At 72.3% G+C, this 23,388-nt stretch carries 19 protein-coding genes and 2 pseudogenes; 10 read left to right on the top strand and 11 right to left on the bottom strand.

Going from position 1 to position 23,388, the window contains the following annotated elements; translation table 11 throughout:
* Positions 1-55: 55 nt before the first annotated feature.
* Genes AB0M29_RS31975 through AB0M29_RS31960 form a run of 4 tightly spaced genes read right to left on the bottom strand, consistent with a single transcriptional unit; the run spans position 56 to position 2,281 of the window.
* A complete protein-coding gene (locus tag AB0M29_RS31975; protein ID WP_365389023.1) occupies positions 56-256 on the bottom strand; it encodes an aroma-sacti cluster domain-containing protein in 201 nt (66 codons plus the stop codon).
* A complete protein-coding gene (locus AB0M29_RS31970) occupies positions 253-948 on the bottom strand; it encodes an iron-containing redox enzyme family protein (RefSeq protein WP_365389021.1) in 696 nt (231 codons plus the stop codon). Before AB0M29_RS31970 ends, AB0M29_RS31975 begins: the two co-directional genes overlap by 4 nt.
* Positions 945-1,157: a hypothetical protein gene (locus AB0M29_RS31965; protein ID WP_365389019.1), complete on the bottom strand. Its 213-nt coding sequence runs from the start codon at positions 1,155-1,157 to the stop codon at positions 945-947. The genes AB0M29_RS31970 and AB0M29_RS31965 overlap by 4 nt, the downstream gene beginning before the upstream one ends.
* 41 nt (positions 1,158-1,198) lie before the next feature.
* A complete protein-coding gene (locus tag AB0M29_RS31960; RefSeq protein WP_365389017.1) occupies positions 1,199-2,281 on the bottom strand; it encodes a radical SAM protein in 1,083 nt (360 codons plus the stop codon).
* A gap of 363 nt (positions 2,282-2,644) precedes the next feature.
* On the opposite strand from AB0M29_RS31960, the gene AB0M29_RS31955 reads away from it, so the two are divergent.
* From AB0M29_RS31955 to AB0M29_RS31915, 9 genes are all read left to right on the top strand, one after another.
* Entirely contained in the window at positions 2,645-2,797 is a 153-nt protein-coding gene (locus AB0M29_RS31955) for a hypothetical protein (RefSeq protein ID WP_365389014.1), read from the top strand.
* Positions 2,798-2,885: 88 nt separating this feature from the next.
* A complete protein-coding gene (locus tag AB0M29_RS31950) occupies positions 2,886-3,038 on the top strand; it encodes a hypothetical protein (RefSeq protein WP_365389012.1) in 153 nt (50 codons plus the stop codon).
* Between the two features lie 88 nt (positions 3,039-3,126).
* Positions 3,127-3,276, top strand: a complete 150-nt coding sequence (locus tag AB0M29_RS31945) for a hypothetical protein (RefSeq protein ID WP_365389010.1) — start codon at positions 3,127-3,129, stop codon at positions 3,274-3,276.
* Between the two features lie 79 nt (positions 3,277-3,355).
* Positions 3,356-3,508, top strand: coding sequence for a hypothetical protein (locus tag AB0M29_RS31940; RefSeq protein WP_365389007.1), 153 nt, complete (start codon positions 3,356-3,358; stop codon positions 3,506-3,508).
* Between the two features lie 116 nt (positions 3,509-3,624).
* Complete coding sequence (locus AB0M29_RS31935; RefSeq protein ID WP_365389004.1) at positions 3,625-3,792, top strand: hypothetical protein; 168 nt, start codon at positions 3,625-3,627, stop codon at positions 3,790-3,792.
* 64 nt (positions 3,793-3,856) lie between these two features.
* Positions 3,857-4,018, top strand: a complete 162-nt coding sequence (locus AB0M29_RS31930; RefSeq protein ID WP_365389002.1) for a hypothetical protein — start codon at positions 3,857-3,859, stop codon at positions 4,016-4,018.
* Between the two features lie 101 nt (positions 4,019-4,119).
* On the top strand, positions 4,120-4,305 hold the full coding sequence (locus AB0M29_RS31925) for a hypothetical protein (RefSeq protein WP_365388999.1): 186 nt from the start codon (positions 4,120-4,122) through the stop codon (positions 4,303-4,305).
* A gap of 70 nt (positions 4,306-4,375) precedes the next feature.
* Positions 4,376-7,012 carry a class III lanthionine synthetase LanKC gene (gene lanKC / locus AB0M29_RS31920; RefSeq protein ID WP_365388997.1) on the top strand — a complete coding sequence of 879 codons (2,637 nt, stop codon included), beginning with the start codon at positions 4,376-4,378 and terminating at the stop codon, positions 7,010-7,012.
* Between the two features lie 116 nt (positions 7,013-7,128).
* Positions 7,129-8,403, top strand: a complete 1,275-nt coding sequence (locus AB0M29_RS31915; RefSeq protein WP_365388995.1) for an MFS transporter — start codon at positions 7,129-7,131, stop codon at positions 8,401-8,403.
* A gap of 9 nt (positions 8,404-8,412) precedes the next feature.
* Here the strand turns inward: AB0M29_RS31915 and AB0M29_RS31910 are convergent, their stop codons facing one another.
* The 7 genes and pseudogenes from AB0M29_RS31910 to AB0M29_RS31880 form a co-directional block, all read right to left on the bottom strand.
* Entirely contained in the window at positions 8,413-10,344 is a 1,932-nt protein-coding gene (locus tag AB0M29_RS31910; RefSeq protein WP_365388992.1) for a BTAD domain-containing putative transcriptional regulator, read from the bottom strand.
* Positions 10,345-10,500: 156 nt separating this feature from the next.
* The gene (locus AB0M29_RS31905) at positions 10,501-13,314 is read right to left on the bottom strand and encodes a LuxR C-terminal-related transcriptional regulator (RefSeq protein ID WP_365388990.1); all 2,814 of its coding nucleotides are present in this window, start codon (positions 13,312-13,314) and stop codon (positions 10,501-10,503) included.
* Between the two features lie 133 nt (positions 13,315-13,447).
* The gene (locus AB0M29_RS31900) at positions 13,448-14,443 is read right to left on the bottom strand and encodes a hypothetical protein (protein ID WP_365388988.1); all 996 of its coding nucleotides are present in this window, start codon (positions 14,441-14,443) and stop codon (positions 13,448-13,450) included.
* The gene (locus tag AB0M29_RS31895; RefSeq protein WP_365388986.1) at positions 14,440-15,729 is read right to left on the bottom strand and encodes an MFS transporter; all 1,290 of its coding nucleotides are present in this window, start codon (positions 15,727-15,729) and stop codon (positions 14,440-14,442) included. Before AB0M29_RS31895 ends, AB0M29_RS31900 begins: the two co-directional genes overlap by 4 nt.
* 74 nt (positions 15,730-15,803) lie before the next feature.
* Positions 15,804-16,499: pseudogene (locus AB0M29_RS31890) on the bottom strand (chitosanase); the annotation flags it as partial.
* 108 nt (positions 16,500-16,607) lie between these two features.
* Positions 16,608-18,023: pseudogene (locus AB0M29_RS31885) on the bottom strand (alkaline phosphatase family protein); the annotation flags it as partial.
* Between the two features lie 446 nt (positions 18,024-18,469).
* A complete protein-coding gene (locus AB0M29_RS31880; RefSeq protein ID WP_365388985.1) occupies positions 18,470-20,011 on the bottom strand; it encodes a sigma-70 family RNA polymerase sigma factor in 1,542 nt (513 codons plus the stop codon).
* Between the two features lie 484 nt (positions 20,012-20,495).
* Between AB0M29_RS31880 and AB0M29_RS31875 the strand changes: the two genes are divergently transcribed.
* Positions 20,496-23,351: a glycoside hydrolase N-terminal domain-containing protein gene (locus tag AB0M29_RS31875; RefSeq protein ID WP_365388984.1), complete on the top strand. Its 2,856-nt coding sequence runs from the start codon at positions 20,496-20,498 to the stop codon at positions 23,349-23,351.
* Positions 23,352-23,388 lie beyond the last annotated feature (37 nt).

The following is a 23,388-nucleotide window of genomic DNA, read 5'->3' as shown; positions in this document are numbered from 1 at the left end:
CGGGGATGTCGAGACGGGACAGTGCGGCGGTGCGGGGCCGGCGGCGGCCGGGGGCTCAAAAGAGGGCGCCGCCCGCGATCTCGCTGTGCGCCTGCACGTCGGGCCCGACCTCGTCCAGCCGGCCCTTGATGTCGACCAGCAGGTCCAGCTCGTACGGGGTGAGCGCCAACAGCACCTCACGCTGCTCGTCGGTGAGCGTGTCGAGGCTGAAGCCCGCGAGGTTCAGGCGGTCCAGCGCGGTGGGGTCGTGGGTCATGGCGTGCCTCCCGGGGCGGATGCGAGATGCGAGAACAGACGGGTGACCCCGTCCGCCGTACACAGGGCGCTGACGGCCACCGCGACCTGCTGAGCGGCGGACAGCGGCAGGGCGTCGAGCAGGTCGTCCAGTGCGGCGATGTGCCCCGTGTCCAGGTCCGCGTGCTCGCGGACGGTACGGAACGCGGCCGCGGGCAGGCCGCTGCGCGCGGCGAGCCGGTCGGCGAGCCAGGGCGCGGGGGCGTTGTCCTCCAGCACCCGGATGTACCCGAGCAGGGCGACGGGGTGGTGGTGCTCGATCCAGTAGTACTGCGCGCCCGCCAGGTCGGCGACCACGGGGTGCGGCAGCCGCCGCAGCGCCTCGGCGGGGTCGGCGCCCGCCGCGGCGAGGTCCTCCAGCAGCCAGTCGTCGTGGCCGCGTTCCTCTTCCGCGTGCGCCTCCAGATACCGCCCGAGCGGCCCGGCGACGGCGTCCGCCGCCCCCAGTTCCGCGCAGCGCGAGGCGGCCCGTTCCATCAGCGGCACGGACGCGCGCACCAGGGTGTGCATCGCGTACAGGTAGCCGACGTAGACCGCCCGCAGCCGCTCCGGGTCCTGCTCCCCCGCCCACAGTCCGGTGGTCGCGGCCCGCAACGCGGGGGCGGCGAGGCCGAGTTTGACGCGCAGGGCGGCTGAAGTGGTCGTGGGGCTCATCGGGCGCTCCTGGTGACGGCGAGGATCCGCCCGGCAGGCGGGCGGGCGGTACGGCCGCGCCACCGCGGCAGCTCGGCGAGGCGATGCATCGGGCACTCCCCACCGCCCTCGACGGACCGCGTGCCCCGCTCCTCGGGCGGCGCGCCCAGGGCAGGCGGACGGCCCATCGGAGGCTCCCCGGCGCCCTCGACGGCAAGGCCAGAACGCATGCGGCGCTCCTCGGGCAGCGTCCCCGGGGCAGACGGGCGGCTCATCGGGGGCTCCCCGGCGCGCCCGGGAGCGCCACCAGATCCGCGTAGGGTGCGCAGCCGTACCGTCGGAGCAGTTCGGCCGGACCGGCGTCGGCCTGCATCCGGGCCACCTCTCGGTCCAGCAGTTCGCCGACCAGTCCAGAGGCGTCGCGGACGGCGCCCGCGACCACAGCGGGGTGCTCCGACAGGTTCCGGCATCCGGCGCAGTAGCCGCACTCCCCCGCTTCCGGCGCGTAGCGGCCGTAGAGATGGGTGGGGCCGACCACGCGGACCATCCTCAGCACCGGCGAGGACAGCGAACGGCGGCGCACCGTCGCCCAGTCGTCCTCGGCGATGTGCCCGAGCGACAGGTGCGCGGGGACCGGCCTGCGGTCGACCGCCCGCTGGTTGCAGCAGGCGAGCACCTCGCCGTCGAACGCCACCGTCGGCCAGGCGGCCATCGCGCACGGCAGCGCGCGGCCCGCGGCGGCCGGGCGCCGCGTACCGGCGGCGGCCCAGGCGGCCGCCCGGCCCACCGGGCGCACCTCGTTGACCAGCATCGGCACCCGGTCGGCGAACTCCCGCCCGATAGCGGCGGTCACGTCTGCCAGGTAGGGGTCCTCCGGTCCTGTCCCGGCGAGATGGAAGCTGACGGGGGTCCCGGAGTCGAGCACCTGGCGCATCACACGGAAGACGTCCCCGCGCGGCACCTCCCGCTCGTGGAAGGCGTCCAGGCTCGCCGAGAAGTGGTCGACCGCGCCGATCGCCCGCAGGACCGGCGGCGGGATGCGCCCGTCGCGGGCGAAGAACATGCCGCTCAGCAGCACGCTCCGCGACCCGGCGGCCCGAGCCAGCGTGGCGAGTTCGTAGGCGAGGCCGGGCCGCAGCAGCGGTTCCCCGCCGGTCAGCATCACGGCCTCGGGGCGGTCCTCCGCGGTGAACGAGCCGACGAACGCCCGCAGTTGCTCAGCCCCGGGCTCCTCGCCGGTCGTCGTGGACGACGTCGAGCAGTGCGCGCAACTGAGCGGGCAGCGCCGAGTGAGCGTGAGCAGCAGCCCGGCGCAGGGCACCGGACGCAGTCCGATGAGCTCGGCCAGTTCCACTATCCCCTCCTCGGTCGGATCCGTAACCCTGCTCTGTCGCGGGGCGGCACGGAGGGCGACTCTCCCGTCGGGTGGTGCGGAACCGGCTGATTTCCGGTTCGTCACCGGTATGACCGCAGCTCGCGGCCGGCGCCGGGGCGACCGAGACGGGTGGCGGCGGGCGCCACCGGGTGGCCGATGCGGTCGGCAATACCGCCCGGGCTGGGCAAACATCGTTTCCATACCGGCACTTGCCCGTTTCCGAACGCGGGCTGCCTAGCTTTCGGGTGTCGGAACAGCATCTGTCTCCGACCCCGCCGCGGCGGAAGTGTCGGCCAAACGGCGAAGGCCCGGGTTCGTTCACGAGTGCACAAGGAGATCACCATGGCGGAGCACACCCAGTCCCCCGACGCCAGTCTTCCCGACGACGAGTCGGTCCTGGCACTGCAGAACCTCAAGGGCGACGACGACAAGCCCGAGGTCGAAGCCCACGACAGCACCTCGAGCTACGTGCTCTGCACGATTCACGAGAACTAGGTCGGCAACTGACCGACTTCAGGAATGAGCAGCCCGCGCCGAATCCATCCCGCGCGATCTGCACATCCACCCAGTCGAGGAGCCAAGCATGGCGGAGAACACGGAGCCCACGAACGCCGGCAACCCCGAGGACGAGTCCGTCCTGGAGCTGCAGAACCTCAAGGGCGACAACGACAAGCCCGAGGTCGAAGCCCACGACAGCACCTCGAGCTACGTGCTCTGCACGATCAGCAAGAACTAGGTCGGCAACTGACCGGCTTCAGGAATGAGCAGCCGGTGCCGAATCCATCCCGCGCGATCCGCGCATCCACCCAGACAAGGAGCCGAGCATGGCGGAGAACACCGAGCCCACGAACACCAGCAAGCCCGAGGACGAGTCGGTCCTGGAGCTGCAGAACCTCGAAGGCGGCGACACGCAGCCCGAGGTCGAGGCCCACCTCAGCACCCTGAGCATGCTCGGGTGCTTCCGCGCGGAGTAGCCCCCATGGCCGCTGACGGCTCCGCGCCGGGGCGGCCGGACCCACAGACCGCACGCACATCCCCCAGGAGGAGCCAGAAATGGCGGAGAACACCGAGCCCACGAACACCGGCAAGCCCGAGGACGAGTCGGTCCTGGAGCTGCAGAACCTCAAGGGCGACAACGAGAAGCCCGAGGTCGAGGCCCACCTCAGCACCTCGAGCTGGGCCCTCTGCGACATGAAGCCCGAGTAACCGACTTGTGGGCCCGGCCGCGTACAGGACCGCGGCCGGGCCCACTGTGCCACACCGCGCTTCGCGCACCCAGCAGTCACCGCGACAGGCCCTGTCCGGTCCCCAAGGAGTCGATCATGACTGAGAACGTTCGTCCCACCGATCCCGACGAGTCCGAGCCCGAGGTCGAGGCGCACGCCGCGCCAGTCCTCGGACTTCAGGGGCTCGGTGTCAGCAACCCCCAGCCCGAACAGGAAGCGTGGGGTTCCAGCTACAGCTGGATATGCACTCCGCACCCGCTGTAGCCCGTCACCCGTGGAAAGCGCCGGTACGCCGTGACACAGGTCCACCTCGCGAAGGAGCAGACAGGTGATCGACAGCAATTCCTCCACCTTGGCGGGCCCCACCGAGGCCCGCGCCACCACTGTGCTCGCGCTGCAGCAGCTCGGTGCGAGCGACGGGCGGCCCGAGGACGGTGCCGGGCCCGGAAGCCTCTTCAGCGCCTGGCTCTGCGAGCACCGCACGGAGTAGCCGGCGGTCCGGCGGGGCCCTCAGGGGCCGCCAAGCCGCCTCACCCGTCCTCGCACACCCCCGCGCACGCTCACCTTCGCCTCACGCAGAGGGATCCGCGCATGTCCGACAGCAGCAAGTCCATCACTCCCGACCAGCCCGCGAGCGACGGCACGTCCGGGGCCGAAGTCGAGGCTCACGCCGCCGACGTCATCGGCCTGCAGGCGCTCGGGGCCAGTGACCCCCAGCCCGCCGACGGCTTCATCAGCACGTGGAGCGCGCAGCTCTGCGCCACCTACCCGCGCTAGCCGCGGACACCGGCGACCCGGCCACTTCGCGACTGCGGCCAGGTCGCCGGTCTCTCCCCGCCGTACACGGGTGCGGCTCCTCCACCATCGCTTCTTCGACCTGGAGACCTTCATGAACGCGCTGATGGGATTCACCCTCGCCGACCCGGACTTCTACGCCCCGTTGGAGAGCGCAACCACCAGGGGAACGGTGTACCGGCCGAGCCGGGTGGCGGAGGGCTGGCGGGAGACGGAGTCGGGGATCTGGACCATGTGGCACCGCGAGGGCATCCGCATGGTCACGGAAGGCTGGAAGGTCCACGTGTCCGCCCGGTCCGAACGGCTGGCGGAGGTCTTGGACACCGTCGCCACCACCTGCTTCGAGCAGGAAGTGCCCTTCAAGCACCTGTCAGCGGACCTGTTCTACCAGGCGATGCACCACAAGCACGCCTCCAGGCCGCAGGGCGGCAAGTTCATCGCGGCGTACCCGGTGGACGTTGCCTCGGCGCGGCGGCTCATGGAGGCACTGGCCGCCGCCCTGGAGGATGAAGAAGGGCCGTACATCCTGTCGGACCGCCGATTCCCGGGATCGCGGGTCGTCCACTACCGCTACGGGGGGTTCGCGCGCGTGGAGCGAGCCAAGGCAGACGGCACCAGCACGCTCATGGTCCTCGACGGGCTCGGCGAACTCGTCGAGGACCGCAGGGAAGCCGCCTTCCACCTGCCCGAGGGAGTGACGGACCCGTTCGCTGCCCCGGTCGCGTCCTCCACCGCGCGTTCCGAGGACAACGGCCCGGCGACATTCGGCGGCTTCGCGTTCGAGGAGGCGATACGGCACAGCAACGCCGGCGGCACGTATCGCGCCCGCGAACTCTCGACCGGGCGAATCGTGTTCGTCAAGGAGGCCAGGGCCCACACGGCGATCGAGAAGGGGCGCGACGCCCGGGAGCGGCTGCGCGGCGAGTGGGAGACCCTGCGGGCGTTGCACAAGACGGCACCAGGTCTGGCTCCCGAGCCGGTGGCCTACTTCAGCGAATGGGAACACGACTTCCTGGTCACCGAGTTCGTCGAGGGCATCACACTGCAGAAGTGGATGGTCGCCAACAGCCCGCTGGTGGTGGCGGGCGCCACGCCGGACGACTTCGCCGCGTACTACAAGCGGTGCGAGAAAGTGATCTCCGACGTGGAACGCGCCTTGGACCAGCTGCACTCCAGCGGCTATCTCTTCGTCGACGTCAGCCCCGGCAACGTGCTCGTCGACGAGGAGGACGGGGTGCGGCTGATCGACTTCGAGTGCGCGCACCGTCTGGGCGACGACTTCCTTCTCGCGGGTACTCCCGGGTACACGCCCCCGCGCAAGCTGGTGGGGGACGACCTGTCGGTGTACGACGCCTACGGCATCGCCGCGCTGGCCCAACTGCTGTTGGCACCAGCGCACCACGTGGTACAGCGCAACCCCGACGCGCTGGCCCACCTCCACCACGATCTGACCGCGGTCGCACCGGTCCCGCCCGCCCTGTGGAAGCGCGCCACGACCTTCCACACGCCCGGCGACAGTCCCGAGCTGCCGCTTCCGGAGCGCGTCGACGAGAACCCGCTCACCCACCTGAACGACCTGCGGGACCGGGTCGGGGACGCACTGCTGGCGATGGCGGACGCCGAGCACCCGGAGACGATGTTCCCCACCGTGTCCCAGGGCTACCGATCCAACACGCTCTGCGTGGCATACGGTGCCGCTGGTGTCGTGCACGCCCTCCACACGGCCGGACGGGCCCTGCCCGAGGGGGTGTTGGAGCGGCTGCGCCGCGATGCCCTCGCCAGCGCGAACGAATTGGTGCCCGGACTCCATGTGGGGACGGCGGGAATCGCCTGGGTGCTGGCCGGTCAGGGGCACGTGGAGGAGGCCCGTACCCTGCTCGACGCGGCCGACCGGCACCCGCTCACCGGTCAGAACGCGACCCTGTTCGGCGGGGCTGCGGGAGTTGCCATGAGCCACCTGGCGCTGTACCGGCACACTCACGACGCACATCATCTCGACCGCGCGACCGCACTCGCCGAGGCACTGCCCGCGGACGACGTCCTCGTGGGTCAGCTGGGGGACAACGACGCCACTGGACTGATGCACGGCCGCACCGGGGTTGCTCTGATGTTGCAACAGCTCGCCGCGATCACCGGGAACAGCAGACTCGTGGACCGCGGGCTGCGGCTGCTGCACGCCGAACTCGATCGTGAGAGCAATCCGGGCAGCCCTGGTATGGCGTTCCCCGTCTCCTCCCTCGACCTTCGCCAGATGCCGTACCTCTACTGCGGAACGGCCGGCATGGTCCATGTCGCCACACGCTATCTCCAGAGCGGCGACGACGAGCGGCTCACCGCCGCCATGCCACGTCTGCTGACGCAGCTCCAAGTGCCGTACGCCGTGATGCCCGCGCTGTACGCGGGCATGGCCGGTCTCGGCTTCGCCCTCGCTGACCGCGCGTTGCTCACCGGACACCAGGAAGAGCGCGCGGCCGCGTTGCACGTCGGGCGGGCCATGTTCCGGTACGCGATACCGCACCCCACGGGTGTGCGGTTCAGCGGAGACCAACTCCTGCGCCTGAGCGCCGATCTGTGGAGCGGATCCGCCGGGGTTCTGCTCTTCCTGACCCAACTGCTCGATCCGCGCCCGGACACCTTCTTCACGGTCGACACCTCGGCCGTCGCGGGAACCGCCGCGGCGAAGCGCTGACCGACCCGCCCGGTGGGTGCGTCCCCCGGGGACGCACCTGAACTCCCCGAGGCGTCCGGTCCGGCACCGCCAGGTCCTGACCGGACGCCTCCCCGCCCCTCGATCAGGAGCGTGCAGTGCGACGCGATCTCAATCTCTACTGGTGGGGCCAGACCACCTCCGCCTTCGGCTCGGTCTTCACGGCGGTGGCTCTGCCCGTCGTCGCCATTGTCCAACTCGGCGCCTCACCAGGCCAGATGGGACTGATCACCGCCGCCTCCACCGTGCCCGGCATGGTGTTGGGGCTTCCGGCGGGGGCGCTGGCCGATCGGATCAGACACCCCCGCAGAGCGCTGCTCACCCTGGACACGTTCTCGGCGCTCGGCGTCGGCGCCGTCGCCCTGGGACTGGCCGACCACATCGTCTCCGTCGGCTGGCTGATCGGCCTCGGCGTCCTGCAGGGCCTGCTGTCGATCCTGATCGGATGCCTGTACTTCGTCCATCTGCGGCAGCTCGTGGACGCCGACGGCATAGGACCGGTCCGCGCCCGCCTCCAGGCCGGACAGTACGGGGCCGCCCTCCTCGGCCGGATTCTCGCCGGACCGGTGATCGTGGCTTTCGGCAGCCAGGCCGCACTCGCGATCGACGCCGCCAGTTACCTCCTGAGCGCCACAGCGCTGCTGAGCATGCGCTCCTCCGACCTGACAGCGCCCACCCCCGGCCGGGACAGCACGGGCACCTTCCACGGAGCCGCTTCCGGCCTGCGGTTCTTCGCCGGACACCCCTTCCACCGGGCCCTGCTGGTCTTCCTCGTCGTCCCGGTCGCCGCCATGACGGGACTGGCAACCCTGACCGGCCCGTTCCTGCTGCGTGTCATCCACCTGCCGACCGGCTACTACGGCCTTGCCTTCGTCCTGTCGGGAGTGACCGGTCTGGCCGGCTCCGCTGCCGCCGCCCGTGTCCTCGGCCCTCGCAGCGACCCCCGACGCGTCACGATCCTCGCCTTCACCGGCGGTATAGCGTGCTGTCTGCTGCTGCCGCTGGCAGGCGGGCCCCTCCCCCTGGCGGTGGCATGCGCGGCGCTGGGTATCGGCCTCCCCATCTTCTTCGGCGCGATCGCCAACGTGGCCGTCTCCTCGGTCTTCGCCACCGACGTCGCCGAAGGCGAGATGGGCCGCATCACCGCCGCGCTCCAGGTCATCACCGCCACCGCGGCCATGCTCGGTTCCCTGGCAGGCGGCGCGCTCGGCGACCAACTCGGAATCCGCCCAGCCCTGTGGGCCCTGTGTGCCGCCGCCCTCACCGCCGCGGCCCTGGCCGGCCCCCACGCCCTCCGTTCAGCCCGCGCCCTCCGCCAGAGCGAAGCCTCCGGCGTCGCGGACCTGCCGACCCCGACGGAGACGGCCGTCTGAGGCGACCGCTCACGCGCTCGGCGCGCCAAGCGCCAGCTCGCGGGCGTAGAGGCGGGTGAGGCGCGGGAGGGAGTAGAGGGCCGCGTGGGCGGTGACTTCACTGGCGGGTGGGGTGACGGCGCCGGTCTCGATGAGGCGTTCCAGGCCGCGGAGGGCGGACGCGCGGTCCTGGGCGAGGGCGGAGACCGCCTCGTGGAGGGTGAAGAGCGGGGGGAGGGTGGCGAGGCGGAGGAGTGCGGCGCGGGCGGGTTCCGGCAGGCGGCGCCATTCGTCGGTGACGTGGGACCGTACCTCGGTGTCGCCCGCGGAGAGTTCGTCGAGGACCCGCAGGTCGTCGGAGAGCCGCGCCGCGTACTCGGCGAGCGGCAGGTGGCGCAGCACGGCGAGTTTGAGCCCGGCGGCGCGCACCGCGAGCGGCAGCATCCCGCAGGCGGTGACGATCCGCTCCGCGGCGGTCTCGTCGGAACGGATCCGGCCGAGGCCGATGATCCGGCCGAGGAACTCCAGCGCCTCCGCGCTGGAGTGCGGCGGCACGTCGAGCCGATGCGCGGGCGTGATACCGGCCAGCTGGGTCCTGCTGGTCACGACGGCCGAACTCGGCCCGTCGCAGGGCAGCAGCGGCCGCGCGGTGACCTCGTCGGGCGCGCCGTCGAGCACCAGCAGCACCCTGCGGTCGGCCAGCCAGGAGCGCCACAGCGCGGTGGCGGTGATCGGGTCGTCGGGCATCCGGTCCGCCAGGCCCGACCAGCGGCCGAGCTCGGCCATCACGGAGCTGCGGGACCGCGGAGAGCCGTCGTCGTGACGGAGCCTCACATACACCTGGCCGTCCGGGTACTGATCGGTCAGCCGGTGGGCGGCCCGGACCGCGAGGGCCGTCTTGCCCACCCCGGTCGGCCCGGTGACGATCGCGACCGTGCCGCCGTGCGCGAGCACGTCGAGCAGTTCGGCGGTCTGTCCCTTCCGGCCCGTGAAGTCGGCGGTGTCGGGCGGCAGCAGCACTAACCCCGGGCCGCGCCCGGCGCCGTGGTCGACACGGTCGCCGTGCTCGGCACGGTCGCCGCTCCCGGCGGGCACCAACGCCTCGCCGCCCGGCGCCTCCTGGGCCAGGATCGACTGGTAGAGCCCGTCGAGCGCCGGGCTCGGCGGCAGGCCGAGTTCCCGCGACAGATGCTGCCGCAACTCCTCGTAGACCGCGAGCGCCTCGGTCTGCCGTCCCGACCGGTAGAGGGCCGTCATCTGCGCGGCGCGCAGCCGTTCCCGTAGCGGATGGCGCTCCACCAGGTCGGCGAGCGCCTCGGCGACCGGGGAGGACTGGCCCAGGGCGAGCGCGGCCTCGGCCCAGTCCTCGCACACGCCCACATGGCGGGCCGCGAGCCGGTCGGCCTCCTCCTGGATGACCGGGGAGCAGCCCAGCTCCGGCAGCGGCGGGCCGGTCCAGAGGTCGAGGGCCTCGGCCAGCAGCTCGGCGGCGGTCCCGAAGGAGCCGGTGGCCGCGGCCGCCCGGCCGGAGCGGGCGAGCGCCTGGAAGCGGAGTGCGTCCAACTCGCCCTCGGCCACCCGCAGCCGGTAGCTCCCCAGCCGGTGGGTGAGGCGCTCGCCCTCCCCCGCCTCGCCCAGCAGCTTCCGCAGCGCCGAGATGTACACCTGGAGGTTCTTGCGCGCGGTCTTCGGCGGCTCGTCCCGCCACACCGTCTCGGTCAGCAGGTCGGACGAGACGAAGGCGTTGGGACGGCACAGCAGCAGGGCGAGTACCAGCCGCTGCTTGAGCGGGCCGATGTCCAGCGCCCGGCCGTCGACGTCGACCGAGAGCGGCCCCAGGACCCGGAACCGCAGCCCGTCCCGAACACCGTCGTGAACACCGCCCCGAACCCCGTCCCGAGTGGTTTCCGGAGCGCCCTCCGGGGCTGACGTGTCCTGCCTTCCCTGCGCGCTGGTCCTCACTGGTCCCCACATCTCCTCGGCGCCGTTCTACCCGCGTCCACCCCGTCGTCCATCCGTGAAGGGTGACGCTCACCTGGCAGACCATCGCATCCGCGGGGGCCTGAGGGCCTGGGTAGAACTACGCGCTCCGTTACGTGATCCGGTGGGAGGAGGGGCTCAGCCCTGGTCGACGGCCGAGGCGCCCGAGGCATCGGGTACGCCAGGTGCGCCCGGTGCATCTGGTGCGTCCTGTGCCTCGCCGTGCAGCACCACATGGGCGAGACCGGCGCGGTTGGAGACGTCGAGCTTGCGGTAGACGCGGCCGAGGTGGCCGTCGACCGTCCGTACGCTCAGGAAGAGCGCCTCGGCGATCTCGCCGCTCGTCTTCCCGGTGCTGGCGAGGACGGCGATCTCCCGTTCCCGCGCCGTGAGGACGGCGAGAGCGGCGGGGACCGCGTCGCCGGGAGCGGACAGGGCGGCGAACCTGCCGCGCTGGTGGGCGAGTTCCTGCGCCACCCGCTGCGACTCGCTCTGCGCGGTGAGGATGGCGACCCGGTCGAGCCAGCCGTCCACCTCCTGCGTCCGCCCGGCGTCCAGGAGGAGTTCGACCGCCGCGAGCAAGGTGCGGGACGCCTCGATGCGCTCCCCGCTGGCGGTGAAGCTCGCGATCGCCTCCCGCGCGCTCGCCAACGCCTGGTCGGTGTCGCCGTGCAGCGCGTGCGCCCGCATCCGGGCGCGGTGGGCGAAGCCCTGCCGTCCCACGGAGGGCAGTTGGCTCACGCACTCCTCGGCGAGCCGCGCCCAGTGCTCGACGTCCACCTTGTCGCCGTCGTACCAGGCGGCCAGAGCCAGCGTGTCGCACCAGCGCGGCCTGCGCCAGACGGTGATGCGCGGCAGGTCGGAGCCGCCCGCGGCGTCCAGCATCTGCCATCTGGCACGCGCCGTGTAGCCCGCGAGCAGCAGCAGTTCGGCGTTGAAGCAGCGGACGGTGACCGCCCATGTCGCGGGGTCGTCACCGGCGATCACGATCGCCTGCTCGGCGAAGGAGACGGCCTCGGCGAGCTCTTCGGGGCCGTGCAGCCAGAACAGCACCTCGGCCCTGAGCATGGCGATGATCGCGCGCGTCGGGGGGTTGCCCGCACGGTCGGCGTGGCGTGCGGTCGCGTCGAGGGTCACCAGCGCCCCCCGCAGATTGCCCGCCCGCAGTTGGGTGTTGGCGAGCGTGGTGAGGATCTGCGGCTCGATGTACGTCTGCCCGGTACGCCGGGACAGCGCGGCGCCGCGCTGGAGATGGCGTTCGGAGTCGACCAGCCGCCCCAGCATGCCTTCCGTCAAGCCCAGTTGGAACGTGGACTCCAGGTTGGTCAGCAGCGTGGAGTCGGCGGCCGCGTCGATGAGCCCGGCCGCCCGGGTCGTCCGCTCGAGTGCCGTGCTCTGGTCGGCCGCGAACAGATGGGCGACGGCGGCCTGGGCCAGGGCGTTCGCCTCACCGGCCGGGTCGTCGTGCCTGCGGGCGATCTCCGCGGCTGTCTCCGCGTGCTGCCGCGAGGTCTCGTAGTCCTGTATGTCGTAGGCGTGGTCGGCGAGTTCGCTGTGGACGGCGGCGGCCGTCGCGATGTCACTGTCGGCCAGCACCGCCAGCGCGGAGCGGGCGATGGCGCCCGCTTCCGTGTAGCGGCCGAGCCGGCGCTCCGCGCGGCTCGAATCGACCAGCGCCCGTACCTTGTTGGCCGCCGGCCCGCCGGGCAGCGCCGCTCTCAGGACGTCGAGGAGCTCCCGGCTCTCGATGGCGTCGCCGGTGAGCAACCGTGTACGGGCGAGCAGCACATGGGCCTCGTGCCAGTGCGCGTCGCCCTCCTTGAGCAGCGGGAGGGCGGCCTGGAGGTGCTCGGCCGCCATGGCGGGTGAGGCGTACAGCGAGTCGCGGGCGGCGGCGATCAGGGTCGTGACGTGTTCCGGCCGGGAGGGATCCGCGGCCTGGGCGACATGGCGGGCACGCCGGGCGATGGGGGCCGTCCGCCGGGCCAGCGCCGCCTCGGCCCGCTGGTGCAGGGCGATCCGGCGGCTGGGTTCGAGCCGCTCGTAGACCACCTCCCCCACCGCACGGTGCCGCAGCACCAGCCCGGCGGGCTCGGTCTGCCGTACCAGGTCCACGCGGGTGAGCAGGTCCAGCACGCGCAGGGTCTCGGCGGACTCCAGGCCCGCGACCTCGGCGAGCAGTTCGGGGTGGAAGTGCTCGCCGAGCACCGCCGCCGCCTGGACCGCCGCCAGCGCCCCGGCGTCGAGGTCGGCGATCTCCCCGAGGACGGCGACCCCGGCGTCGGCGCCCGCGTCGCCCCGGCCCGCGAGGATCTTCAGATACTGCGGGTTGCCCAGGGCCGCGCGGTGCAGCGCCTCCGCGTCGGGGAGTTGACGGCCGCGGTCGCCCTCGGCGTCGCGCTCGCCGCCGCCCAGCAGGTCGCCGCACTGCTCGGCGGTCAGCGGCCCGACGTTCCACACGTCGAGCAGACCGGCCGAGGCGGCGCGGGAGAGCACCGCGGCAAGCGCGGGCGGGAGTTGGCGCTGGCGGTAGGCCATCAGGCACAGCACCGGCTGGGCCGCCGCCGTCTCGATCAGCCGCTCGGCGAGCGGTATCTGCTCGGCGGGAAGCTGGTGCAGGTCGTCGACGGTCACCATGACGCCCGGTGCCCGCGCGCTGTGCGCGGCGACGGCGGGCGGCCGGACGCCGAGAGTCGCGGAGTCGATGCCGCCCCGGCCGCGTGCCGCGCGCACGGGCACCGCGGCCGCACGGGCCTGGGCCGCCGCGGCCGCCATCAGCGCGCTCTTGCCGATCCCCGGCTCCCCGACGAGCGCGATCGCCCGCCCGACCCCCGAGGCGAGGTCGGCCAGCGCTGTCCGCAGTTCCCCGATCTCGGTCTCCCGGCCGACGAACCGACGCCCCCCTGCACCCGATGCGGGGGCCGGGCCCCCTTCGCGCAGATCACCAGCCATGTGCGGAACATTATCCGTCCCTACCGACAAAGACGTGCCTTCTCACCAATGGAGTGATGCGCCCCACTCGCCGCCTCCTGCGGGGGCGATCGAGCGGCTCCGGAGGGCTGGGAGCCAGTGCGGGAAACGGGCCTCAACCCGCTACCGCCGCCGGTGAGGAGGCGTCGTGGATGAGCAGGCGGGCGGCGCCGCTCCCGTCGGCCGGGACGGACCAGACGTCCCAGCCGCCGCCGTGGCGCGGCAGCCCGTACATGACGGTGCCGGCGCCGAGCCAGGCCGCCTGGTCGTCGACGCTGCGCTGCTCGGCGAGCGGGGTCTCCCGGAGGGTGGCGAGGTCGAGGACGTAGAGCCGCCAGGGGCGGTCGGCGCTCGCGTGGACGCGCTTCTTGAAGACGACGCGGCGGCCGTCGGGTGACAGGGACGGGCATTCCACGTTGCTCAGCAGGGTGTGCGCGGTCCAGCTGCGGTAGTCGCCCTTGACCAGATAGGTGCGGCTCCCGGTGCGGGCGGTGGCGTAGAAGGTGGTGTCGTCGGAACCGAAGCCCACACCCCAGTAGTTGAGGTCGGCGGCCTGGTAGGGCCTGCCGTCCAGGGTGAGCGGGATGCGCTCGACGGAGTCGGTGAGCCGTCCGGTCGCGGTGTCGAGGATCGAGGTGCGGGTGGAGAAGTCGTCGCGCAGATACGAGTCGCCCTGCACGAAGGTGGTCCACGACAGCATGCGGCCGTCGGCGGAGACCCTGGCCCGGTTGGGGAATCCGGCGGCCTTGACCTGCCGCACCTGGCGCAGGTTCCGGTCGAGCACGCTGACGTAGGTGGCGGGCACCGGGCCCTTGCGCTGGAGGCAGACCCCGGTGCCGTGCGCGGCGTACACCCGGTCGCAGGAGGTGCCGCTCACGGTCCTGGCGGCCCCGGGGTGGGCCAGCGGGACGGCGGCGATCCGGCCGAAGCCGCGGCCCGGGGCGGTGTCGCGGAACAGGATCTGCCCGGGGGTGTCCAGGCGTACGGTCCCGGTCGCGGCGCCGGCCGCGGACATCTCGTCGGCGCGGGAGCGCAGCACGTACCCGGTCAGCCCGGTGGCCGCGAGTACGGCGAGGGCGAGCAGGACCAACAGGCGTTTCCTGGTGCTCATTCGGGGTTCTCCTCGGTGGGTGCGGCCGTCCCGGACAGCGGAAGGATCCAGGCGGCCAGGAGCACGGCGGCGGCCAGTGCCACCAGGGCGAGCACGAGGGCGGTGTGCAGGCCGTAGGCGGACCAGGCGGCGCCGAACAGCACCGAGGAGCCGAGCGTCGCCACCGACTGGCCGGTCTGGATCAGCGACATGCCGCCGGACCGCAGCCCGGCGGGCACCATCGGCCCGACGGCGGCCATCAGCACACCGTCGGTGGCTGCGTAGAACACGCCGTGCAGCGCCAGCACCACCACGAGCAGCACGGGACCGCCGCCCGGTCCGCACAGCAGCAGATACGCGCAGAGCAGGGCGCCGTAGCCCGCGACGAAGACCCGCAACCTGCCCAGCCGGTCGGCGAGTTGGCCCAGTGGCAGGGCGAGCAGCAGATAGGCGCCGGTGGTGCCGAGCGGGAGCAGCGGGAAGTACTCCTCGGAGATGTCCAGGCGCTGCTGGACCAGCAGGTAGACGAAGGAGTCGCTGAGCGCGACGGTACCCAGCAGCAGCACCGCGATGTTCACCCGGCGGAAGCCGGGGCGCAGCAGCAGGCCCAGGGCGGCGCGGACGGTGGCCCGGTCCGCGGCGGGGACGGCGGCGCGGCGGTCCCGGACCAGCAGCGCGAGGATCGCCACCCCGAAGGCGGCGAAGACGAAGCTCGCCACGAAGACCGTGTCGTAGTGCTCGGGGGTGGCCAGCAGCAGGGCGAAGGCCACCAGCGGGCCGAGGAAGGCGCCGGCGGTGTCCATCGCGCGGTGCGCGCCGAAGGAGCGGCCGAGGGTCTTCGGGGTGCTGCTGAGCGAGATCAGCGCGTCGCGCGGGCCGGTGCGCAGACCCTTGCCCGTACGGTCGGCGGCGATGACGGCGCCGAGGAACGGCACCGAGGAACCGGCCGCCAGCAGGCCGAGTTTGCAGGCCGCCGACAGGGCGTAGCCGCCGCCCGCGACGAGTTTGGGGCGCTGCCAGCGGTCGGCGGCGTGCCCGGCGGCGAGCCTGACCAGGGCGGTGGCGCCGAAGTACATGCCGTTGAGCGCGCCGAACTGCAGCGGGCTCAGGCCGAGGGTGAAGATGACGTACATCGGCAGGACCGCGGTGATCATCTCCGAGGAGATGTCGGTGACGAGGCTGACCGAGCCGAGGGCCAGCACATTGGCGGGCACCCCGGCGCCCGGCCACGCCCTGCGCCTGCCTGCTGCGCTTCCGGTGGGCTCGGCGGGTGGCGGGGCGGCGGCCCGGCTCGACGAGAGATACATGGGGGTTCCTACGGGGGAAGGGGCCCGCCGGCCTCGCGGGAGGCACGGCCGGCGGGCCCGGTGCGGGGCGGTCGTCAGCCGATCGCGTACGGGTCGCCGTAGACCTTCCAGCGCAGCGGTGCGTCGAGGCCGAGGTTGCCCGCCTTGAGGAAGACGCGCTGTGCGGTGTCGACCCGGCTGGTGTCCTCGTGGGCCTCCTCCGTCTTCATCGCGGCCACGCGTGCGTCGAGGAACGCGTTGAGGTACGCGGTCTCGTCGCCGCCCTGTGCGGGTGTCCTCGCCTTCTTCATCGCGGCCGCGCGGATGCCACCGAAGCTGGTGGCGTCGTCGCCGGGGCCGTGCATGACGAGGGCGTCGTAGTAGGCGAACTGGCCGAGCGCGTGCAGGCCGTCGGCCTTGGCCCGGTCGACGGCGGGGGTGAAGTAGACCCGGTCCCGCTCGTCGTTCTGCGCCCGCTGGAAGACGCCGTCCTTCGCGGCGGTGTGCCAGTCCGCGACGAAGGCGCTGCCCAGACCGGTGTGCGAGGCGCTGCCGTCGGCCTTCTCCAGCGCGGGCAGATATTTGGCCAGGACGTTGCCCGCCTTGAGGTCGGTGTAGTGCCTGACCAGGTCGAGCATGTCGCCGGTGCCGGAGCAGAAGCCGACGATGCCCGCGGTGTAGCCGCGGCCGTCGCCGATGTCCTCGATGTACGTGTACTGGTTCTTCCAGTCCAGCGAGGAGTTCTCCGCGGAGGAGACCAGCTCCATCGCGGTCTCCTTCTTCGCCGGGTCGGTCAGGTCCGCGGCCGGACCGCCGGGTGCGGTGGTCGGGGTGGTCGCCGTCGGGGTGGCGGCGGGTGCGGCCGGGCCGGCGCCGTAGACCTCGAACTCGTAGAGCGAGTAGCCGTAGGACGTGCCGCGCTTGGTGCCGTACATCCGCAAGTAGCGGCCGTGGCCGGTCACGGTGAGGTCGTCCGTGCCACCGTTGCCGGTGGTCGTGGAGGAGACGGTGGTCCAGGACGAGCCGTCGGTCGAGGTCTGGATCTGGTACGCCTTCGCGTACGCGGCCTCCCAGGTGAGCTTCACCCGGCTGAGGGTGCGGTCGGAGCCGAGGTCGACGGAGATCCACTGCGGGTCGGCGCCCTCCTTGCTGCCCCAGCGGGTGGTGCTGTCGCCGTCGACCGCCTTGGCGCCGCCGTACTTGGTGCCCTCCGTGGACGAGGTCGTCGTCGGGCGGCCGAGCGCCAGGTTGGTCCCGCCGGAGGGGGGTGTGGTCGGCGGGGTCGTGGGAGGTGTGGTGGGCGGGGTGGTCGGCGGGGTGGTGCCGGTGTCCCAGATGTCGGTGATCGGGGTGGCCGAGGACGCGCTGCCCAGCGGGGGCAGCCCGTACATGTCCTCCAGGGTGCGCAGGATCGAGTAATGCGTGTAGCGGACCGCGGACTTGGCGCCCGGCGTCACATGGGCGCCGACGATCATGGTGGCGATCTGGTTGCCCGAGTCGTCGCCGTCGTCCTCGTCCCAGGTCAGGACGAGGGCGCTGTTGTGCGTCTTGGCCCACTGCACATAGCCGTCGAAGTGGCTCTTGAGCCAGTTGTCGCCCTGCTTGACGCTGCCGTCGTGCATGTCGTCGTTGAGGTTGGGCGTCACGAAGGAGACGTCGGGCAGTGTGCTGTAGTCCGTGGGGAAGCGGCTGTAGCGCAGGTTGGCGGAGGCGGGGACATTGGTGAAGTCGACCCAGCCGTTGTGCTTGCGCGCGTAGCCGCTGTCGCCGTCGTCACCGCAGTCCTTCGACCCGTCGGCGGGCAGGTCCTCGGAGTAGCCGGTGAAGGTGTGGCCGCGGGTGAGCAGTTGGTTGGCGAGGTTGTCGCCGCTGAAGTCGTGCGGGCAGTCGTCGTCGGCGATCCCGTGCGTCGAACCGGAGACGAGGGCCACGTAGTTGCCCTGGCTGGGGTGGGTGGTGCCGTGGAAGTTGGAGAACGAAGCGCCTTGCTTGGCAAGGGAGTTGATGTACGGGGCGTCCGCGCTGCCGACGATGTCGTCGTAGAACTTGTTCTCCTCGGTCAGCACCACGACATGGTCGAACTTCGGTATGCCGTTGGCGGTGGTGCTCACCGGTGCGACGGCCGCCGCGTGGCCGCCGGGGGTCGCGGCGACGGCGGTGGCGACCAGGCCGAGCACGCTCAGCGCCAGGCTGGTGCCGGCCGCGACGGCGGCGCGGCGGCCGCGGCGGCTACCGGCGGCGTGCGCGCCCGGTGCGCGTGGGCCGGGTGCGGCGGGTGGGGAACCCGAGATCAGAGGGGGGCGGGGAGGCGTCATGCTGATCTCTCCTTGGACAGGCGGAGGCGCCGTCGGTGCGGTGTCGGTGCGTCGAGCCGCAGTGGGATCGGAGCAGCGCCTGGGCGACATGCGGCACGCGGCGGCCCGGCGGGCGCACGGGAGCGTCCGCCGTCCGCGGGGTGAGCACGTGCGGCAACAGGCGTGAAGCGGCATCCGGCCGCATGCGGCCGGGGCGCCTCCATCCACGCGGGATGCAGGGCGAGCGCGTCGAGTTGGGAACATCCGCGCCAAGCCGCTGACGGAATTGGTACGCCGTCGCGCGCACGCCTGTCAACACCGGAGAAGGGATCGGGTACGCCCCCTTGACGAGGGCACATATCTCGAAAGTAAAGTTAACTAACAAATGCCCACCGTGGCGCGGCGCCACCTCCGCGGTGAAGGCGGCACGCGACAGCCGCACCTTCCGCTCGGCCGCCGGAAGGCGGTCAGTAGTCGATGGCCAGGGCGGCGATGACCTTGCCGTGGGAGTCGGTGACGATGGCGGCGCCGGCGTGGCGGGAGGTGGGGTGGGTGAGGGCCTGCTCGTGGGGTGGGTCGCTGAACCAGAGGTTCATCATGGTTTCGGGGGCGCTGCTGCCGCCCCAGTAGAGGACTTCGTAGCCGCAGTGCTCGAAGGTGTTCTGCCGCAGGTTCTTCTCGGCGCAGGCATGGGCGGACCGGGTGAGGGCGGCGCTCTTGGTGACCGCGTGGAGTCCGAGGGCGTGGCGGCGGGCGTTGAGCAGGGAGAGCAGGCGGTCCGCGGGGGTGGCCGGGGGCGGGGGCGTGTGTGTCGGCTTGGCGGGCCCGGGGGTTGGGGTCGTGCGGGTGGGCGACGCGGTGGTGGGCGTCGGGCGCGGGGTGGGGCGGAGCGTGGCGGCGATCGGGGTGCGCGGGGCGGGAGCGGCAGTCGCCGGGGGGTGGGAGGAGCCGGTGGGCGCGACGGCCGACACCGCGGTGGCGCCGACGACCGCGGCCGCCGCGGCACCGGCCCACCACGGATGGGCCGCCAGCCATCCGCCGCCCTTCGCGGAGGCCGCCGAGGCGGCCGAGCCCGCGGAGGCCGCGGTGGCCGCCTTGCCCGAAGCGGCGGTCACGGCGGTCGCGGTCGCCGCCGTCGTGCGGGCACCGAGGAGGAGTGCGCTGCCCGAGCCGAGGAGGAGGGCGAAGGGGGCCAGGGCCCGCAGGCGGGAGTTGAAGTGCTCCAGGTCCGCGAAGGCGGTGGCGCAGCGGCCGCATTCGGCGAGGTGGCGGGAGAGGCCGCGGTCGCGGCTGTTCGCGCCGCGCACCGCGGAGCCCAGCAGCCCGGAGTAGTGGCGGCACTCGACGTCGCCGCCCTCGCGTATGTGCGCCTGGAGATACGCCTGGCGCAGCCCCTCCTGGGCGCGGGCGAGCAGGGAGGTGACCCCGTTGGGGGTCAGGCCGAGCAGACCGGCCACCTCGGTGTTGGCGCGCCCGTCGACCAGGCGGTGCCACAGGACGGCCTGCCAGCGTTCGGGGAGCGAACGGAAGCCGCGGGCCAGCAGCCGCGTCTCCTCGCTGTAGAGGACGACCCGTTCGGGGTCGGTGGTGTCGGGCAGGGACTCGCACCAGGTCTGGAAGTCGGCCAGCGGGACCTGGGCGCGGGCCGCCTTCGCGCGTTCCGCGGCGGTGTTGCGGACGACCGCCAGCAGGTACGGCCGCCATGAGCCGGTCGGGCCCGCCCCCTGACGTACCGCGCGTACCGTCCGCAGGAACGCCTCCGAGGTGAGGTCGTCCGCGCTCTGCACCCCGGCGATACGGCGGGCGCCCGCCAGCACATCCGCCCGGTGGCGCCGGTAGAGCTCGGCGAGCGCCCGCGCGGCCTCCTCGGGAACGGCCCCGCCGGAGGCGGCGGCAGCACCGTCATCGCGCGCGGGCCGCAGTCGCGCGGTGAGCGCTTCGTCGGACAGACCGGAGAGATCGGACGGACCTGACAGGTCGGCGAGGTCGCCAGAACGGACGGCGGACACGGCATTCTCCCAATTTCCGTACGGGAGCGTGCGGCAGGCGACGCCGGTGACGCGGAAGCCCGGGCCGGGTCCACGGTGCGGCGGACGGCCCGCGTAACGAACGCATAACGCGGCGGAGGGTTGCGCTGCCTGAACGCTCTTGAAGGTGACAGGTCCTTCGGGAACCGCTGGCCGCTCGCGACGGCACAGCCTCCCACTCTCGCCGCTCCGGAGTCATCATGGCACGCGCCCCGCCCCCCACGGGAGCACCCCCACACCCCTGCCGTACCCCCGCAGACCTCACCCCAACAGATCGGATGTCTCTCTTCCTCACACCTAACTAATTCCGCGCTGGTCGCACCACATCCACCACACGACCGGCGACATATTACGGACAACCTGCGCGTGTTGGGTTCTGTCCGATCCGTTGACACGCCCCCTCGGCACTCCAACACTCTCCTCTCATCCGATGTCTGTGCAGTGCACCCGAGGGAGAGCCGTGACGATGAGTTCTGTTCCCAGCCCGGACGAGGCGGGGGCCGCGGGCCCGGACGGCACGCGCTCGCGCTCGCGCCGGGACGTGCTGAGGCTCGGTGCCTCGCTCGGCGCCCTGCTGGCCGCGGGCGGCATCCCGGCCTTCACCGCGAGCAGCGCGGCGGCCACCCCCGCCGCGGCCATGGCGGCGGCCAAGAAGGGCTCGCTCGTCCCGAATCCGACGACGCTCTGGTACACCGCCCCCGCGGCGGAGAGCAGCGTCATCTCGCAGGGCCTGGCCATCGGCAACGGCCGGATCGGCGCCCTGGTCGGCGGCGACCCCGGCAAGGACTTCCTCTACCTGGCCGACGCCAGCCTGTGGACCGGCAACGGCAACACCGCGCTCAACGGCTCGGGCCAGTGGCCGTACGACGACCAGCCGTCCGGTTTCGGCATCGCCCAGCTCCTGGCCAAGCTCTACGTGTCCGTCCCCGGGCACGCGCTGTCCTCGGTGTCGGGCTACCGCCGCCAACTCGACCTGAGCAACGGCTATGTGTCGGCGTCGTACAGCCAGGGCGGCGTGACCTACACCCGCGAGGCGTACGCCAGCCACCCGCACGACGTGGTCGTGGTCCGCCTGCGGCAGAGCGGCGGCGGCAGCTACACGGGCTCGGTCGCGCTCCAGGGCACGCACGGCGAGCCGACCGCGGCCTCCGGGCAGACGGCGTCCTTCAACGCGTCCTTCGCCAACGGCCTGAAGTACGCCACGGTGATCGACGTGGCGCACACCGGAGGGTCGGTCACGGCCTCCGGGTCCTCGGTGGCGTTCACCAACTGCTCCGAGGTCGTCATCGTGCTGAGCGGCGGCACCAACTACACCCCGGACGCGGCGAAGGGGTACATCGACGCCTCCGTCGACCCGAAGGCGCTGGCCGCCGACAAGGCCGGTACGGCATCGGCGCTGTCCGGCGACACCCTGCTCAGCACCCATGTGGCCGACTACCAGGCGCTGTACGGCGCGCTGACCGTCGACCTCGGCGCGTCCACCGGCGCGCAGCGCGCGATGGACACCGCCACCCGTCTCCAGGCCCGCACCACGTCCACCGACCCGGCGAAGGCCGACCCCGAACTGGAGGCCAGCTACCTGCAGTTCGGCCGCTATCTGGCGATCACCGGCTCCCGCGGCCATCTGCCGACCAACCTCCAGGGCCTGTGGCTGGCCGACAACCAGCCGCCGTGGCACGCCGACTACCACACCGACATCAACCTGCAGATGAACTACTGGCTGCCCGACCGGGCGGGACTGCCGTCCGCCTTCGGTCCGCTCGCCGACTACTGCCTGAGCCAGCTCGCGTCGTGGACGTCCGCGACCCAGAAGTCGTTCAACGACAGCCGCAACACCGACTACCGCAACTCCTCCGGCAAGATCGCGGGCTGGACGACCGCGATCTCCTCCAACATCTACGGCGGTCTGGGCTGGGAGTGGCACCCGGCGGGCAACGCCTGGCTGTGCAACTCGCTCTTCGAGCACTACCAGTACACCCAGGACCCGGCTTATCTGAACCGGATCCACGCCATGCTCAAGGGGGCCTGCCAGTTCTGGGAGGCGCGGCTGGTGGCGAAGACGATCACCAACCAGGCGGGGCAGCGCGTCACCGTCCTCGTGGACGACGTCGACTGGTCGCCGGAGCACGGCAGCCACCAGCAGCAGGGCATCACCTACGCCCAGGAACTCGTCTGGCAGCTCTTCGAGAACTACCGCAAGGCGTGCGACGTCCTGGGCACCGACGCCGCGTACGCCGCGACCGTGAAGTCCCTCCAGGACAGGCTCTTCCTGCCCGAGGTCAGCACCGACCCCAGTACCCCCTACCTGGAGGAGTGGATGCAGGCGCCCACCACCTGGGGTGACGACGGCGGGCTGACCCACCGTCACCTGTCGCCGCTGATCGGCCTGTTCCCCGGCGACCGGATCAACACCGACACCAGCCCCACCGCCCTGGTCGACGGCGCCCGCGGGCTGCTCACGGCGCGCGGGCTGAACAGCTACGGCTGGGCGGTGGCCTGGCGGTCGCTGTGCTGGTCGCGGCTGAAGGACGCGGGCAAGGCGTACCAGGCGGTGCTGAACGTGATCGGCACGTCGTCGACGGCGGAGAACTTCTTCGACATGTACTCCGCCGGCGTCTTCCAGATCGACGCCAACTACGGCACGCCCAGCGCGATGCTCGACATGCTGCTCTACTCCCGGCCCGGTCTGGTCGAGCTGCTGCCCGCGCTCCCGTCCGCGTGGCCGACCGGCTCGGTCACCGGCGTCGGCGCCCGCGGCGGCTTCACCGTGGACATCACCTGGAAGTCCGGCGCGGTCACCTCGGCCACCCTGCACAGCGTCGGCGGCACGTCCACCGTCGTCAGGTCCGGTTCCTGGAGCCAGCTGGTCGTGGTCCCGTCCGGCGGTTCGGTCACCGTCACACCGTCGGGCACCTCCACCACCTGCTACCTGGCCAACAGGAAGAGCGGCCAGGTGATCGACGTCCCCGGTTCCAGCACGGCCCACGGCACCCAGCTCATCCAGTACCCGGTCCAGCACTCCTCCAACGAGCGGTGGGTCCTCAAGCGGGTCGACAACGTCTACTTCACGATCCAGAGCGCCGGGACCGCGCTGGTCGTCGACGTCCAGGGCGGCGGCACGGCCGACGGCACCCCGGTCATCCAGTGGGAGCCCAACGGCGGTGCCAACCAGCGGTGGCGGCTGGACGACGCGGGCGGCGGCCACGTCAAGATCGTCAGCGCGGCGAGCGGCAAGCTCCTCGGCGTCGACGCGAACTCCCGCCTGGTGCTGCAGAGCGACGCCGCGGACACCGCACAGCACTGGCGGCCGACCCTGGGGTGACCGCCCGCACGATCACAGGAATTCCACAAAGTACCCC

Origin of the sequence: Streptomyces sp. NPDC051976 (genome assembly GCF_040680795.1) — a bacterium.
GTDB lineage: Bacteria > Actinomycetota > Actinomycetes > Streptomycetales > Streptomycetaceae > Actinacidiphila.
Note: the sequence above shows the minus strand (reverse complement) of the source record. Positions and strands in the feature narration are given on the sequence as shown.